Annotated in this window: 14 protein-coding genes; 4 read left to right on the top strand and 10 right to left on the bottom strand. The window is 34.2% G+C overall.

What is annotated here, in order from left to right; all coding sequences use genetic code 11:
- Positions 1–65: 65 nt before the first annotated feature.
- Positions 66–956, bottom strand: a complete 891-nt coding sequence (locus tag AA088_RS09905) for a TraB/GumN family protein (protein ID WP_052752853.1) — start codon at positions 954–956, stop codon at positions 66–68.
- 246 nt (positions 957–1,202) lie between these two features.
- Here AA088_RS09905 and AA088_RS09900 point away from each other — a divergent pair, with 246 nt between their 5' ends.
- Together AA088_RS09900 and ettA are read left to right on the top strand one after the other, a co-directional pair.
- Positions 1,203–1,385: a CAL67264 family membrane protein gene (locus AA088_RS09900; protein ID WP_046744820.1), complete on the top strand. Its 183-nt coding sequence runs from the start codon at positions 1,203–1,205 to the stop codon at positions 1,383–1,385.
- Positions 1,386–1,673: 288 nt separating this feature from the next.
- A complete protein-coding gene (ettA, locus tag AA088_RS09895) occupies positions 1,674–3,365 on the top strand; it encodes an energy-dependent translational throttle protein EttA (protein ID WP_046744819.1) in 1,692 nt (563 codons plus the stop codon).
- A gap of 105 nt (positions 3,366–3,470) precedes the next feature.
- Here ettA and AA088_RS09890 read toward each other — a convergent pair whose 3' ends face one another.
- Entirely contained in the window at positions 3,471–3,884 is a 414-nt protein-coding gene (locus AA088_RS09890; protein ID WP_046744941.1) for a VOC family protein, read from the bottom strand.
- A gap of 181 nt (positions 3,885–4,065) precedes the next feature.
- Between AA088_RS09890 and AA088_RS09885 the strand changes: the two genes are divergently transcribed.
- Positions 4,066–6,264, top strand: coding sequence for a response regulator (locus AA088_RS09885; RefSeq protein WP_052752852.1), 2,199 nt, complete (start codon positions 4,066–4,068; stop codon positions 6,262–6,264).
- Here the strand turns inward: AA088_RS09885 and AA088_RS09880 are convergent.
- From AA088_RS09880 to hutI, 5 genes are all read right to left on the bottom strand, one after another.
- Positions 6,257–6,814, bottom strand: a complete 558-nt coding sequence (locus AA088_RS09880) for a TVP38/TMEM64 family protein (RefSeq protein WP_052752851.1) — start codon at positions 6,812–6,814, stop codon at positions 6,257–6,259. The two genes, AA088_RS09885 and AA088_RS09880, sit on opposite strands and share 8 nt — an antisense overlap.
- A 75-nt stretch (positions 6,815–6,889) precedes the next feature.
- Positions 6,890–7,369, bottom strand: coding sequence for a GNAT family N-acetyltransferase (locus AA088_RS09875; RefSeq protein WP_046744818.1), 480 nt, complete (start codon positions 7,367–7,369; stop codon positions 6,890–6,892).
- Between the two features lie 3 nt (positions 7,370–7,372).
- Complete coding sequence (locus AA088_RS09870) at positions 7,373–8,389, bottom strand: formimidoylglutamase (protein WP_046744817.1); 1,017 nt, start codon at positions 8,387–8,389, stop codon at positions 7,373–7,375.
- Between the two features lie 115 nt (positions 8,390–8,504).
- Complete coding sequence (locus AA088_RS09865; RefSeq protein WP_046744816.1) at positions 8,505–9,071, bottom strand: hypothetical protein; 567 nt, start codon at positions 9,069–9,071, stop codon at positions 8,505–8,507.
- Between the two features lie 30 nt (positions 9,072–9,101).
- Positions 9,102–10,337, bottom strand: a complete 1,236-nt coding sequence (gene hutI / locus AA088_RS09860; protein ID WP_046744815.1) for an imidazolonepropionase — start codon at positions 10,335–10,337, stop codon at positions 9,102–9,104.
- Between the two features lie 76 nt (positions 10,338–10,413).
- Between hutI and AA088_RS09855 the strand changes: the two genes are divergently transcribed.
- Positions 10,414–11,106 carry an aspartate/glutamate racemase family protein gene (locus AA088_RS09855; RefSeq protein WP_046744814.1) on the top strand — a complete coding sequence of 231 codons (693 nt, stop codon included), beginning with the start codon at positions 10,414–10,416 and terminating at the stop codon, positions 11,104–11,106.
- Positions 11,107–11,164: 58 nt separating this feature from the next.
- Here the strand turns inward: AA088_RS09855 and AA088_RS09850 are convergent, their stop codons facing one another.
- From AA088_RS09850 to AA088_RS09840, 3 genes are all read right to left on the bottom strand, one after another.
- Entirely contained in the window at positions 11,165–12,964 is a 1,800-nt protein-coding gene (locus AA088_RS09850) for an endonuclease (RefSeq protein ID WP_046744813.1), read from the bottom strand.
- Positions 12,965–12,994: 30 nt separating this feature from the next.
- A complete protein-coding gene (locus tag AA088_RS09845) occupies positions 12,995–14,200 on the bottom strand; it encodes an RsmB/NOP family class I SAM-dependent RNA methyltransferase (protein WP_046744812.1) in 1,206 nt (401 codons plus the stop codon).
- Positions 14,201–14,350: 150 nt separating this feature from the next.
- Entirely contained in the window at positions 14,351–15,121 is a 771-nt protein-coding gene (locus AA088_RS09840; RefSeq protein WP_046744938.1) for a class I SAM-dependent methyltransferase, read from the bottom strand.
- Positions 15,122–15,130: the final 9 nt, after the last annotated feature.

The raw sequence follows: 15,130 nt of genomic DNA, 5'->3' as shown, positions 1-15,130 counted from the left end.
AAAAAAACCGCAATAGTCATATACTTATTGCGGTTTTTTTGTTTAAAATTGATTTAAAACATAAGTTACATCACTGGCTCTACTGTAAAACCTTCTTTGCGTAATAAATTGATTACTCCTTGCTCCCCAGGTAAATGCAAGGCGCCAACACCAATAAATGCAGGCGATTCTTTAGTAATCTTTGTAATTAACGGAATCCAATTACGATTACGCTGATCTACTAAACTTTCTTGGAAATCGGCTTCCAAACCTTGTTCGCCCATGATTTTTACTAAACCTTCTAAATTTTCAGCATTGTAGTACTTTGTCATTTCTTCAAAGCTCTTTCTGCTTTCTTCCATACCGTTTTCTGCCATTTCTACTAGCGTTTTTAGTTGTTCTTCGTAGGGTATTTTTTCAAAAACTTGCATTTGATCTGCAATTGTTTCCAAACCAATAACTTCTTCATTTTGAGATTTAGCAACTTTCATAAATTCAGTTTCATACGCAGTTCCGTTCTCACAAAGAGCCATTTTGGACGTTAGTGTAGACGTAATTGCAATGGGTTTCATAGAGTTAAATAATGTAAGATCCATACCTACTTGTTTTTTGAAAAAAGCGTTTAAGGTTGCATAATCTTTTTCGTTCAGCAACCCTTTGATAGTCTTTCCATCTTCCATAAAAATCATTTTCATCATATCGGTTTGCATGTTGGGATCGGACAAATCTACTTCCAGGACTAATTTATCAGTTTCATCGAATGCTTTTTTGAGTTTATCTGTCAATTGATAATCACAAGTCAAGTGAATAGTTCCGTACAAATACGAAGGTTTTTCAAGGCCATTTCCAGAAATTTTCCAAAGGAGAGAATTGGCCAATTTTTCAGGTTGCTTTGTATTAGTAACAGATTTTGTGGTGTGGCAACTATATAAAAATGTTAACACACTGAATACGAATAAAAAGAATAGTTTACGCATGAATTGTAAGTGTAATTTTTTGGAGAAAGATACTAAAAAATATAGGTTTTTGAGACGAGGAAAAATAGATTGTAGTATAATTGTATGGCTTTATCTTTTAGATTTAGAATTAAAAATTAGATATTTGTAATTCACAAAAGCGCAAAAGATAGAGGCATTTGTTAAAGCTCCTCGCAATGAAAATGAAGAGAGCGACTGCCGAAACTGACTTTCGTGTAATTGAAAGATGCGTCAAAATTATATACTATGGGAATGAACAAAAATACAGTATTAGGCTGGGCAACTTTAATAATGGTTTTAGTAGGAATTGGATTGATTGCCTTAGGAGCATTTAGATACGACGATGTAGCAGGATATGGATTTGCAGCTGTTGGAGTCGGCTTTTTTGCAATTGCTTGGGTATTCAATGCATTAAAAGGAAGAGTATAAACAGTACATACTGAAAAAAATAAAAAAGACCTTTATCGAAAGGTCTTTTTTTGTGCTTAAAAAGTTTGAAATTAAAAAGTGAGCATGTGTAAATGATTGATTTGCTAGGTAGTAAAATAATAAAATCTCCTTTGTAGCGATTTCATTGCTCTTAAGGAAAAGGAAAAAACATGCGGAATAAACAGACAATGACACGTATCTATTTTCTCTATTTCTAAGCGAAATTATATATGTGAAAGCTACGACAATTGTGTATATTTGCTCAAAGCAATTAAATAAAGATTCATTATGTCAGACGATAAGAAAGTTATCTTTTCCATGAATAGGGTTTCTAAAACCTATCAAAGTACTAACAAGCAAGTTTTAAAAGATATATATCTCAGTTTTTTCTATGGAGCCAAGATCGGAATTCTCGGATTGAATGGTTCTGGTAAATCTACTTTATTAAAAATCATTGCTGGTGTAGAAAAAAACTATCAAGGAGAGGTTACATTTGCGCCAGGTTACAATGTTGGTTATTTAGAGCAAGAACCACAATTAGACGATGAAAAAACGGTATTAGATGTCGTAAAGGAAGGTGTAGCAGAAACGGTAGCTGTTTTAGATGAGTATAATAAAATCAACGATATGTTTGGTTTGGAAGAAGTATACTCAGATCCAGATAAAATGGATAAACTGATGGCTCGCCAAGCCGAATTACAAGATAAAATAGATGCTAGCAATGCATGGGAGCTTGATACGAAGTTAGAAATTGCAATGGACGCACTTCGCACACCAGAACCTGATAAAAAGATTGGTGTACTTTCGGGAGGAGAGCGTCGTAGAGTAGCATTGTGTCGTTTGTTATTACAAGAACCAGAAATATTATTACTTGATGAGCCTACGAACCACTTGGATGCAGAATCTGTACATTGGTTAGAGCAACATTTGGCACAATATAAAGGAACTGTAATCGCAGTAACACACGACCGTTATTTCTTAGATAATGTTGCTGGTTGGATTTTAGAATTAGATAGAGGAGAAGGTATTCCATGGGAAGGTAATTATTCTTCTTGGTTAGATCAAAAGTCTAAACGTTTGGCACAAGAAAGTAAAACAGCTTCGAAAAGACAGAAAACACTCGAACGAGAGTTGGATTGGGTACGTCAAGGAGCAAAAGGACGTCAAACCAAACAAAAAGCACGTTTAAAGAACTATGATAAGCTCTTAAATCAAGATCAAAAACAAACGGAAGAAAAACTAGAAATCTACATTCCGAATGGTCCAAGATTAGGAACCAATGTAATTGAAGCGAAGGGAGTTTCTAAAGCATTTGGCGATAAATTACTGTATGAAGATTTAAATTTCAATCTGCCGCAAGCGGGAATCGTGGGAATTATTGGGCCGAATGGAGCTGGAAAGACCACTATTTTCAAAATGATTATGGGTGAAGAAACACCAGATAAAGGAACATTTACTGTAGGAGAAACAGCGAAGATTGCTTATGTAGATCAATCACACGCTAATATTGATCCTGAAAAATCAATCTGGTCAAACTTTTCAGACGAACAAGAATTGATTATGATGGGAGGAAAACAGGTAAATTCTAGAGCGTATTTAAGTCGATTCAATTTCTCTGGAAGTGAACAAAACAAAAAAGTAAGTACGCTTTCTGGTGGAGAACGCAACCGTTTGCACTTGGCAATGACTTTAAAAGAAGAAGGAAATGTACTATTATTGGATGAGCCAACTAACGACTTGGACGTAAATACGTTACGAGCATTGGAAGAAGGTTTGGAAAACTTTGCAGGTTGTGCTGTAGTGATTTCGCATGATAGATGGTTTTTAGATCGTATATGTACACATATCTTGTCTTTTGAAGGAGATTCACAAGTATATTTCTTTGAGGGTAGTTTCTCTGATTATGAAGAAAATAAAAAGAAACGCTTAGGAGGCGATTTGATACCAAAACGTATCAAGTACAAAAAATTGATTCGTTAAGTTTCTACTTTGTTTAGTCTAACAAGACTAGCCTAATATAATATATAAACTCAAAAACCTCACTTGTGAGGTTTTTGAGTTTTAATAATGCAAAGAGCTTTTTTATCACTGAGCAAACACTTCATTTTCGTTTGAAAAAGCTTTAAACTCTAATGGGTTTCCACTAAAATCAAATACAAACATCGTACGTTGTTCTCCTTTTTGACCTTCGTAGCGTATTTGTGGTTTTACTATAAATTCTATTGAGTTTGCTTCCAATCTTTTTTGTAACGCTTCAAATTGACTGAGGGTTAGTAAGCAGCCAAAATGAGGAATGGGAACGCTAACTCCATCAACTTTTCCACAATAATCCAACGCAGGGAACTGAGTACTTACATGTCCAGAAAGTTGATGACCAAAAAAATCAAAATCAATCCAATTTTCTGTTGATCTACCTTCTTTACAGCCTACTATGTCTACATAAAAGGCACGTGTTGATTCAATGTTTTTAATCTTAAAAGCATAATGAAAAGCATTCATAAATGTAGGGTTTTTATTTATCTGTATATTAGCCAATCTTTCAAAGATAGTTTAAAAGTAACGATGACAGGGGTTTGAATTTAAAAATGTAGTGAAGCATTTACTTCTTGAGAAGAATTGCACAAAAACCGTTTAGTATGTTATTTTTTTGTATTTTGAAAAGTCTTAAAACCCGAATTTTTTGAAAAGAATTTTACCTACCATATTAGTACTCCTTCTAGGGATTCTCACTGTTTCGAGTCAGAACATTGTCAAAAAGCGTATTAAAGATAGTATTAATAAATATTTAGATCAATCTTTTTATAGTTTCTCCAAATATGAATATAAAGAAGTTATTGAAGCATGCAATAGAGGGATTATTTATGCCAATGAGATTGATGATAAATACAATTTGGCTTTATTTTATAACGAACTAGGTTTGGCGTACGAAGGAATTTCTGAATTTGACAAGTCGAGAGAAAAGTTCTTAGAGTCTTTGCGATATTCTGAAGAGATAAAAAATGATACCATCCAAAATTGGGTGTATAACAATATGGGAAATTTGTATTCGGAAGGTCTTCAAAAAACGGATACTGCGTTGTATTACTACAAAAAATCTTTACAACTCGCCAGAAAAATAAAAGATACCTTCGAGATACTAACTCCAATTATGAATATTGGGTGGACTTATATAGACAAGGAAAAATACGATATGGCTTTACCGTATATAGTACAATCTGAAAACATGATTTTTACAAAATACGGAGATGATTCAGCAAAAGCTCAAATCAATTATTTGTTTGGCAGGTATTATATGCACAAAGAAAAACTGCCATTAGCCGACAATTATTTTAGAATGTCTATTGAGTATGCAAACAAAGCAAAATTGTTGGAAGAATTGACTGAGATTTATCAATATTACGCTACACTAGCTGAAAAGCAAGAAAATTATACGTTGGCATATGAACGTTTGAATAAGCATTTACAATTAAAGGACTCTTTATTAGACGAGAAAAAAATTAGAGAGAACCAAGCTGCTTTGGCAAAATTTTCGGTAGATGATATAAAAAGAGATCTCAAGCGAATTGAAGCAGAGAAGCGAAATCAAGAAACAATTATTAGAAAATCTAAACAAGTTTCATATGTTTTAATGGTGGCAGGCTTTATTCTGATCTTGTTACTTATCAATATGTTTAAGAATTATAAGTTTAGAAATAGAGCAATATCGAAACTGCGCTTAAAAAATTCTGAATTGCAAGAGGCCAAAGAAGAAGCTGAACAACAAGCCAATCTTAAGGCTCAATTTTTTTCTACAGTAAGCCACGAATTGCGCACACCTTTATACGGAGTTGTAGGGCTTACTTCATTACTATCTGAAGATTTTCCTCATTTGAGAGAAAATGAAAATTTCAAATCACTCAAATTTTCTAGTAAATACTTATTGTCATTGATTAATAATGTGTTACAGATGAATAAAATTGAGTCGCAAGGTGTCAAACTGGAAAGCATTCCGTTTAACATCAGAAACTTAATTAATGAGGTAGTCAATTCATTTAGCTTTGCTATAAGTCAAAATGAGAATCAAGTTCATAAGGAAATTGATGAAGAAATTCCGCAAATTCTCATTGGAGATTCGGTTCGTTTATCTCAAATTTTGATGAATCTTATTGGGAATGCGATTAAATTTACTGAATCTGGTAATATTTGGATTCGTATAGAATCAGTTGCTAAAAAAGGAGCAAAACATACTTTAAAATTTAGGATTGAAGATGATGGAATAGGAATTCCTAAAGATAAACAAACTTCGGTTTTTGATAAGTTCATACAATTGCGTCCTATTGAAAAAAATTATCAAGGAACTGGTTTGGGACTATCGATTGTAAAACGACTACTGTTACTTTTTGAAAGTGACATAGAGTTAAAAAGTGAAGAAGGTCAAGGCACAGAGTTTTCTTTTGAAATTACTTTTGAGGAAAGTGCAGAGTTAGTATTGAAAGAAACTACTGCTCAAAGTAAAGCTACGGAAGTAATCGAAAAACGTATTTTAATTGTAGATGATAATAAGATTAATAGAGTTGTAACGAAACGAATTTTGCAAGGAAAAGGATATGAATGTGAAGTTGCCGAAGATGGAATAGAAGCTCTAGATATATTGAGAACGAATTCGTTTGACTTGATTTTGATGGATATTAACATGCCAAACCTAGACGGTGTAGAAACAACCAAACATATTCGTAAAATTGACAAACGTACTCCTATTATCGCATTAACAGCTGTAGAAGAAGCACAAATAAAAGATAGAATTCAAGAAGCTGGAATGAATGATTTTATTATAAAACCTTATGATATGGCTGAGTTTCATCAAATCATATTAAAAAACCTTTACACAAAGGTTATATAAAATAGGCACTTCCATACACATAGATACTACATAATATCAACTCGCCAATAAAGATACTTAGCGCAAAAACGATAGGATTAATTTTCATAGCACCGGCAGTGTAGCATATTAAATCGGTAGGCACTAATGGGAAAAATGCCCAAAATATGATAAAAAGCGGGCCGTATTTTCCAGACAATTTTTCTTTTACAAGATTAGTTGTTTTAGTATTCTTATCAAATATTTTAGCAAAGCCTAATTTATCTGAAAAATAATATACAATCATTGAAGAAATAACAATTCCGATTACAGAAAGTAACAACACCAAAAATAAATCGTTTGGAAACAGATAAACACCGGCAAAAATTAAGGCAGTACTAGGAAGCATTACAAATCCTCGGATAATGTGACACAAAAAGAAAACAATTAGTCCATAAGCTCCACAAGCTTCTATTTGCATTGCAATACTTTCTCTCGAAAAAGTCTCAGGAAAAAAACAATTGTACAGAATAAAACCGATGATGAGGACAATCCAAAAACGCCTAAAAAACGTGATATAACTTTCTTTCATTAAAAATTAGTTCAGTATGTAAACAAGACGCTTCAATTGTACAAATGTTACGGTTGTTGTATTTTTTATGATAATTTAAGAAGTGAATTCATCTATAATTAATTCCATTTTGATATCTCCACGTGCATATGGATTATCAAGTTCTAATGGAATTTCTTTGAATCCATACTTTTTATATAAATAAATAGCGTTTTCAAGTTTCCGATTGGAATACAACAGCAGTTTTTCTATATGATTTTCTTTTGAAAAATTGATACAATGCTGTAACAGTTCGTGTCCAATCTTTTGCCCTCTACGTTCTGGAGAAACTGCCATTTTACTAAGCTCATATACAGTATCAATAATTTTCATTAGCGCTACAGTACCCACAATTTGATTGTTGATTTTGGCAAAAAAGATATATCCACCTTGGTCAATAATATATTTTTGAGGTTGACTCAATACTTTTTCGTCATAAGGTTCAACATAAAAGAACGCTTCAAGCCATTCGCGATTCAATTGGTAGAAATATTTAGAATATTGTTCTTCAAAAGGTATGATGGACACTTTTTCCATATTTTATTTACGAATAAAATCGGTTATCAAATAGCTTAATAGTTTACCCACTAAATACATTTCTTTGGCATCATTTGGATTTGGCGCAGCCTCACAAAGATGTAAATAGGCTGCATTTTTTTGTTTGCCAAAAAAAGAAACAAAAGCGCGTGCTTGATTTGCGGAAAATCCGCTAGGAGTCATAGCACTACTGGGAATATTTTCAATTACATCGCAATCTATCTCTATACCATATGGACGGTTGTTAATGAAGTTTAACGCATTGTGTAGTTGAAATGAAAAACCTTGTTCTTGTCGTATCATGACACTTTCAAAAGTGTTGTAACGCAAGCGATCTGGAGTTGCATTGATGGTTTTAAATACTTTTTTTGACGAATAATTTTCGTGTAAACCAAACATAAAATATCTGTCTAAAAAGCCTTCTTTAAAGGCATAACTAAAGCCGTTACCACTATGTCTGCCTTCTAGACTTCTAAAATCGGTATGCGCATCAAAATTTACTACATTAATAGCTTTGCTTTTCCCCAATGCAGCTCCTTTTATATTTCCATAGGCATTGTTATGTCCTCCACCAATAATGATAGGTTTTTTTCCTGCACTTACAATTTGAAATACCAAATAACTCACTTCGTCATCAATTTTACGAACAAGATTGGCGAGTTGTTGATAATAATTAGGATCATTCTTAGAAAAATTCTCAGCAGTTTCTTGTAACTCCGAAAAGTCAAAATGACCCAATACCAGTACATGCTTTCCTTTGTTATAGGCATTGTCTTGCGTATTTAGCAATGAGGCAAGTCCGGCATTCCATGCGGTAGTAGCTCCTTTTTTTCCACGATTAGCTCGAATACCAATATCTTCAGGAATTCCAAATAATACGTATTTGGCATTACTTTTAAGTAGTTGCTCACCTAAATCTTCCTGTGAAGAAAGTGTTTCAACTTTTTCTCCAAATTTGGTTTCTCCGTCTCTTTTATGAATCAAGGTTTCAAGAGTGGTACTGGTGTACAATTGTAGCATAAGTTCTGTGTCGGTTGCGTATAGCTAAAGTACGTTTTTTATGTTTTGAAGAAAAATGAAAAAAGAAAAGTTTCCTGAAATTAAGAAAGGAGGGAACTTTAGTATTTATATAGCCTTACAATGCTTCAGAAAGAGCTAAAATACACTCTTCTCTAATTTTCCAGATTTCTTCAAAAGAATAGGAGAGGTGCGCTGAATCAATCCATTGTTTTAGAAACTGTTGATGCCAAGTTATTTTATATGCCCCAATTTGATATGGGAGAATTTCTTCTTCTACTAGTAGACTTGTTACAAAAGAGGTGTCATTTTGGGTAATACGTGTAATGTCGAGAAGGTTACCGTTAATTTTTAAATACGTATGTGCTTCGGGTATATAAGGAAGTTGATACTTTGTTAGAATTTTGCCTATACCAGATGTGTTTTGTGCATTCATTTTATAAATTCCCATAAATAACTGAACATCATCTTGTTGGTTTTCAATCGCAAGCTGTTTTAAAAATGCATGCTTTGTAGCGCAAGTTCCTTTGTTTTCTGGGATGATAGATTGATAGTTGCTACGGTCAGTGTTTCTTCCATACGGTAACTGGTGAATATAGGTAACCGCGTCGTTAAAATTGACAATCCCTTTTTGTAGTAACAATTGAGAAAGCAAACCATTTGGAAGAAGCGAAAAATTGAGCATGGCAAAATTTGTTATAAAAAAGGAAGAAAGTTACATTACTCTTCCATTGATAAGTACTTGGTCAATATGGTTATTTCCAAAAGCATAAGGAAGTACGTGATAAGAGTCTATTTTTTTGGTAATAATTAAATTAGCTGCTTTTCCTTGTGTAATACTTCCATGAGTTTCCGAAAGTCCCATAGCATATGCTCCATTAATTGTTGCAGCATTGATGGCTTCTTCTGGGGTCATTTTCATTTTGATACAGGCAGTACTGATAACAAAATTCATATTTCCAGAAGGTGTAGATCCTGGGTTGTAATCGGTTGCTAATGCTACGGGTAGTCCGGCGTCAATCAATTTTCGGGCAGGAGTGTAGGGAATACTTAAAAAATAAGAGCATGAAGGCAATGCTACAGGCATTGTATCACTTCCTTGTAAAGCTGTAATATCTTCTTGATTTAGTTCTTCTAAATGATCCACAGAAAGAGCTTTGTATTGAACGCCTAACGCAACTCCGCCAAAGGCATTGAACTGGTTTACATGAATTTTTGGTATAAGATTGAATGATTGAGCCGCTTTGAGTAAACGTTCAGTGTCTTGTAAGCTGAAATATCCTTTTTCACAAAAAATATCTACATATTCTGCGAGTTGTTCATTAGCCACTTTAGGTAACATTTCATGGATTACTAAATCCATGTAGCCATCTTTGTTGTTTTTATATTCAGCAGGAATTGCATGTGCACCCAAGAAAGTAGTTTTAACAGGGAAATTATAGTGTTCCTTTAAGCGTTTGGCTACTCGTAACATCTTAACTTCGGCATCTGTAGTGAGTCCATAACCAGATTTAATCTCAATTGCACCAGTTCCTAGTTGTATCACTTCTTCAAGACGTTTTGCAGATTGCGTAAATAGTTCTTCTTCAGAAGTTTCTTGTAGTTTCTTTGCAGAATTTAAGATGCCACCGCCTCTATTAGCTATTTCCTCATAGCTCAGTCCGTTAATTCTATCTACAAATTCTTGTGCGCGATTCCCAGCATAAACTATATGAGTATGACTATCGCACCAAGTTGGTAATACAATTTTATCAGTACAATCTATGATTGTATCTGCGGAAGCAATTTCTATATCAGCCATAACACCAAAACTTGAAATGGTTCCATCAACAATATATAGGTAAGCATTTTGTAAAGTAGGAAGATGTTTCATTTCATTTCCTGCGACTTTAGAAACGTTGGTTTTACGAACTTGAAGTAATTCTTTAATGTTGATGAGTAATGTAGTCATGTGCTAAAAATATATATACAAAAGTAGAAGCAAAGTGAATAAATCCCTAATTTTAATGCTGTAAATTCTTTGAGATATGAAAACTATTGGACTTATAGGAGGTATTACACCACAGTCTACCATACTATATTATCAAATACTGAATGCTTTGGCAGCTCAACATATAGGAGATTCGCATACAGCAAAATGTATTATTCATTCGGTTGATTTTGGAGAAATTCATCATTTGCAAACTGAAAATCGCTGGGATGTGCTGGATCAACTGATGAGTAATGCAGCATTGAGTTTGGAGAGATCAGGAGCATCTTGTGTGATTATTTGTGCGAATACCATGCATTTAACAATTGAAGCTGTGCGCAAAAGTGTTTCTATTCCAGTTATACATATTGCTGAAGCAACTGCTCAAAAAATTCAGGAACAAGAATTGAAAACTATAGCTCTATTAGGAACAAAGTATACTATGGAAAAAGATTTTTATAAAAAAATATTGACTTCGTATGGAATACAAACAGTGATTCCTAATGAAGATGAACGCGCTGTAATACATAATGTCATTTATGACGAGTTGTCAAAAGGGATTCTCAGTCCAAATTCTAAAGAAGCCTATTGTAGAGTCATAGAACGACTTCAAGGAGAAGGTGCAGAAGGAGTTATTTTGGGATGTACAGAAATTCCGTTGTTAATTCAGCAAGCAGATGTTTCTATTCCTGTATTTGACACAACAAAAATTCATGCGTGTGCTGCTATGGATTTTGCGTTGAATAATTAAAAAGGCGATACCTCTGTATAATAGAACTATCGCCTTTTTTATATGATTAAGATATTTTTTACTGTTTAATCAGTTTCTTGTTAATTGTTTGATTAGCTGTTTCTAGCTGAACAAGATACAATCCGCGTTGTAAACTTTGAACATTGATTTCGTTCGTAGAGTTGGTATTATACAGTACTTGTTTTCCTGAAATGTCATAAACTCGAATAGTGTGTATAGTTACATTATTTTGCGTCTGTACATAAACAATATCTCCGTTAGAAGGATTTGGATACATACGGAAAGTTTCTAAGTTTTCCTCTTCAACACTTAAAGGAGTCGAATAGCAGGTCCAAGTTAAGTCATCAAAACGAACTCTATTGGAACCAGTTGAATTATTATTAATTACTAAAGAAATATCACTAGCAACATTAATATTAGGGATAGTTGTTGTAGTTACCGTACTACTGTAAGGAATTGTACCTACTACACTTCCATTCACAACTACATCAAATGTACCGCTTGACCCAGAGAAGACTAATTGTGTTGTTACAGTTAGTTCTCCAATACCATCAGGAACAGTAGGAGCTGTAATTGCTCCATTTCTTACGGTGATTGCTTTTCCATTAGCAATAGGTTGGTCGGTACGAGCATCAGTTGCTTGCCATTGTAATCCATTATCGCCTGTCCAATTTCTTGTTTGGTAAGCACTAGAGTTTGCCCCGATATTTTCAAAAGTTTCGCTAGCACATGTTGCACCAGGAGCTCCTCCATCAAGTGTAGTTCCATCAACACCTGTAGATTGTGCTGAGCTATTTCCAGCAGCATCTTTGGCTAGAACAGTAAAAGTATAAGTAGTTAATGCAGATAACCCACTTACGGTTGCAGAAGTTGTTGTTACAGTTTGATCAAACATACCATCAACATACACATCATAGGCAGTTACTCCAACATTATCAGTTGAAGCGGTCCAAGAAACTTGAATGCTACTGCTAGTTTCGTTACTTACCATTACATTGGTAGGAACAGTTGGTGCTTGAGCGTCAGAACTGTAAATTCCCCAACGATCTTCGGCAGGAGTTCCTCCCCAAATTTGTGTTGCTAAGCGTGGATTGTCAATAAAAGGATTGCGATTTCCTTGTGCGGTAGCATTTACAATATTTTCATGATAGTTATTACGAGCATCTTCATATGGAGAAACAGGATCTGCAGCATTCCACTCTAATAACAAATCAATCATGTTCGCATCTACACTGTTAGTAGTTCCGTCTGCTACCAAATTAGGAGCACACTGATTCCCATAACGAATGTACATATACATAACAATTCTTGCTACATCACCACGCCAGTCAGTTCCTCCTAAAGAAGCATCTCCAGGATACCAAAAAGCTCCAACAGTTCCAGAGTTTCCAGAACCCGCAGCAAATAAACGATTTCCACGTTGTCCATTGCGTTGTACATCACTTGAACGTAAGTTATGTGCATCGCTATAAGGAGGTCCATTGGTCGTACTAGCATCTAATGAAGGATTTGCTAATGAATTGGCAAAAGTGTGTTCTCTGTTCCAATCTCCTACGTTACCACCATTACTGTTTTTATCTCTTGATAAATCGTTGGTTACATCACCATCGCTTCCATTTTCCCAACCATAAATAAGTAATACATTGTTTGCATTGTTCGGATCAACATCTGTAATCATAGTAGCTGTCCAAATTTCAGAATAGGAAAGTGAATTTGAGTGTGTGTTGATTACTTTGGTAGCCAACTCGTCACGTAATTGAATTCCTGTTAGGGTAAGATTAACATCATTGTAATATGATTGTTGAGCAATCGCACTTAATGATAGTAATCCAATTAAAAAAAGTAGTGTTCTTTTCATCGTAATAATATAATTCAAATAATTTAGGGTTTATTTTTTTTGTAAAAGTGCCATATAAAATCCATCAAAACCAGATTCATGCGCAAGCACTTTCTTATCTTCTATCAAAGAGAAATCATCATTAGAAGCTAAAAACTTCTCAACTTGCTCTTGATTTTCTGAAGGAAGAATTGAACAAGTTGCATATACAAGTTTTCCTCCAGATTTGACCATTCGCGAATAGCGTTGTAAAATATCTTGTTGGGTTGCCTTAACTTTTTCTAAGAATTCAGGTTCAATTTTCCATTTAGCGTCTGGATTTCTTCGAAGAACACCCAATCCTGAGCAAGGAGCATCGATTAATACACGATCAGCTTTGTCATATAACTTCTTGATTATTTTTGAAGAAGTAATGGCTCGAGTTTCAATATTATGTGCCCCATTTCGTTTGGCTCTACGTTTTAATTCACGCAATTTTCCTTCGTAAATATCTAATGAAATGACTTGTCCTTTGTTTTCCATTAGAGCTGCGATATGCAATGATTTTCCTCCAGCGCCTGCACACGCATCTACGACTTTCATACCAGGTTTAACATCTAGTAAAGCTGCTACGAGTTGAGAGGATGCATCTTGCACTTCAAATAATCCATTTTTGAAAGCATCATTTTTAAAGATGTTGGCACGTTCTTTTAAACGTAACGCATCCGAATAACCTTTAATAGTTTCTGTTTCAATGCTTTCTGATGCTAAGACTTCTTGGAGTTTTTTCTTAGTTGTTCGTAAGGTGTTGGTGCGCAAAATCACGTCTGCTTGTTCGTTCAAAGCATGAATTTCTTTTGTCCAAACACTTTCTCCAAGTTCTTGTACACCCAATTCATCCAGCCAATCAGGAATAGATTCTTTGATTTTTCTTATTTTAGAGAGTTCGTCAAAACGACCTTTTATTCTACGTGTAGGAGTCCCTTTAAGTTGATTCCAATCTGGTAAGTCGATTCCTCGAAGTGTTGCCCAAACAGCAAACATACGCCATAAATTTTCTCGAGAATAATTTTCTTTAATCTCCGCTATTTCAGCATATAAACGTTTCCAACGTACAATTTCATACGTAGTCTCTGCTACAAACTTACGATCACGACTTCCCCATCGGGCATCTCGTTTGAGTAATTTTTCAACTACTTTATCAGCATAAGCCTCTTCATTAAATATCAAGTTTAATCCGTCAATCACGGAAAAAACTAAATTTCTATGTAATCGCATTCAATTTAAATTAAAGCGCAAAGGTATTATTTTATGTTCAGACTTTTTAGTTATTTTCTATAATAGAAGAAAATCGATGGGTGAAACTACTTTTATAATCGACCTATAAACAAGAAACGAAGAATTTTTACGATACCTGCACATGGAAAACTATTTCTCCAGTGTACAAAAGAAATCTAAGCTAGCTTCTGAATGTGGAGCCAGTGAATAATCGTCCAATGTAATATCATTAACCAGTTCAGGGTGTTTGTGAAGAAGTTTTTTACGATTCATCCGATTTGCAATTTCATACGGAATTTGAAGCATCCAAGCAGGAATTTTATGTTCAAGATTAAAAATATCATAACGTAAAAATCGGGCTACAGATTTTTTATTTTTTTCATAATAGGTATCTGTTTTTTGATTCCCTTTAATGGCTTGAATGGTGTATTTTGAGAATGTATGGTCAAAAAGATTGGTTAGATCTTGATAGGTATATTCTTTGTAATGCCACGGATTTCTAGCAATGGTTTTTAATGCATTGGGAGTAGAAATATACGCTTTTCCTCCAGGTTTGAGTACACGATGAATTTCCTCAATGTATAAGGAAGCTTCTTTGATATGTTCAATTACTTGAAACGAAACTACCACATCAAAACTATTGGATGCTAAGGTTGTTAATGGCGGAATTTTTTCTTGAATAATAACCGTGTTAGGGTATTTATTGTTGATAAACTCAGCCGTGTAGGGCGACTTATCAATCAGTGTTAATTGGCTGGCATTTTTATACAATAATTCTACTCCGTAGCCTTCTCCACAACCAATTTCTAATACATTGCCGTGAATTAATGGAGCTACAATGTGATACGCTTTTAGTGTGCGCTGAAATAGTGGATTATCTGATTGAATTTTTGAAGAAGTTACTTCTGTAGAGAATAGCATGTTTAGAGG

The sequence above is a fragment of the Kordia zhangzhouensis genome (genome assembly GCF_001005305.1).
Classification (GTDB): Bacteria; Bacteroidota; Bacteroidia; order Flavobacteriales; family Flavobacteriaceae; genus Kordia; species Kordia zhangzhouensis.
The sequence above is the reverse complement of the archived record's forward strand: the minus strand, read 5'-3'. Positions and strand labels throughout refer to the sequence as shown.

Bases quoted from the DNA above. Each gene is read 5' to 3' on its own strand.
- ettA (WP_046744819.1), top strand. From the start codon at position 1,674: ATGTCAGACGATAAGAAAGTTATCTTTTCCATGAATAGGGTTTCTAAA.
- AA088_RS09850 (WP_046744813.1), bottom strand. From the start codon at position 12,964: ATGAAAAGAACACTACTTTTTTTAATTGGATTACTATCATTAAGTGCG.
- AA088_RS09890 (WP_046744941.1), bottom strand. From the start codon at position 3,884: ATGAATGCTTTTCATTATGCTTTTAAGATTAAAAACATTGAATCAACA.
- AA088_RS09855 (WP_046744814.1), top strand. From the start codon at position 10,414: ATGAAAACTATTGGACTTATAGGAGGTATTACACCACAGTCTACCATA.
- AA088_RS09880 (WP_052752851.1), bottom strand. From the start codon at position 6,814: ATGAAAGAAAGTTATATCACGTTTTTTAGGCGTTTTTGGATTGTCCTC.
- AA088_RS09865 (WP_046744816.1), bottom strand. From the start codon at position 9,071: ATGCTCAATTTTTCGCTTCTTCCAAATGGTTTGCTTTCTCAATTGTTA.
- hutI (WP_046744815.1), bottom strand. From the start codon at position 10,337: ATGACTACATTACTCATCAACATTAAAGAATTACTTCAAGTTCGTAAA.
- AA088_RS09905 (WP_052752853.1), bottom strand. From the start codon at position 956: ATGCGTAAACTATTCTTTTTATTCGTATTCAGTGTGTTAACATTTTTA.
- AA088_RS09900 (WP_046744820.1), top strand. From the start codon at position 1,203: ATGGGAATGAACAAAAATACAGTATTAGGCTGGGCAACTTTAATAATG.
- AA088_RS09845 (WP_046744812.1), bottom strand. From the start codon at position 14,200: ATGCGATTACATAGAAATTTAGTTTTTTCCGTGATTGACGGATTAAAC.
- AA088_RS09875 (WP_046744818.1), bottom strand. From the start codon at position 7,369: ATGGAAAAAGTGTCCATCATACCTTTTGAAGAACAATATTCTAAATAT.
- AA088_RS09870 (WP_046744817.1), bottom strand. From the start codon at position 8,389: ATGCTACAATTGTACACCAGTACCACTCTTGAAACCTTGATTCATAAA.
- AA088_RS09840 (WP_046744938.1), bottom strand. From the start codon at position 15,121: ATGCTATTCTCTACAGAAGTAACTTCTTCAAAAATTCAATCAGATAAT.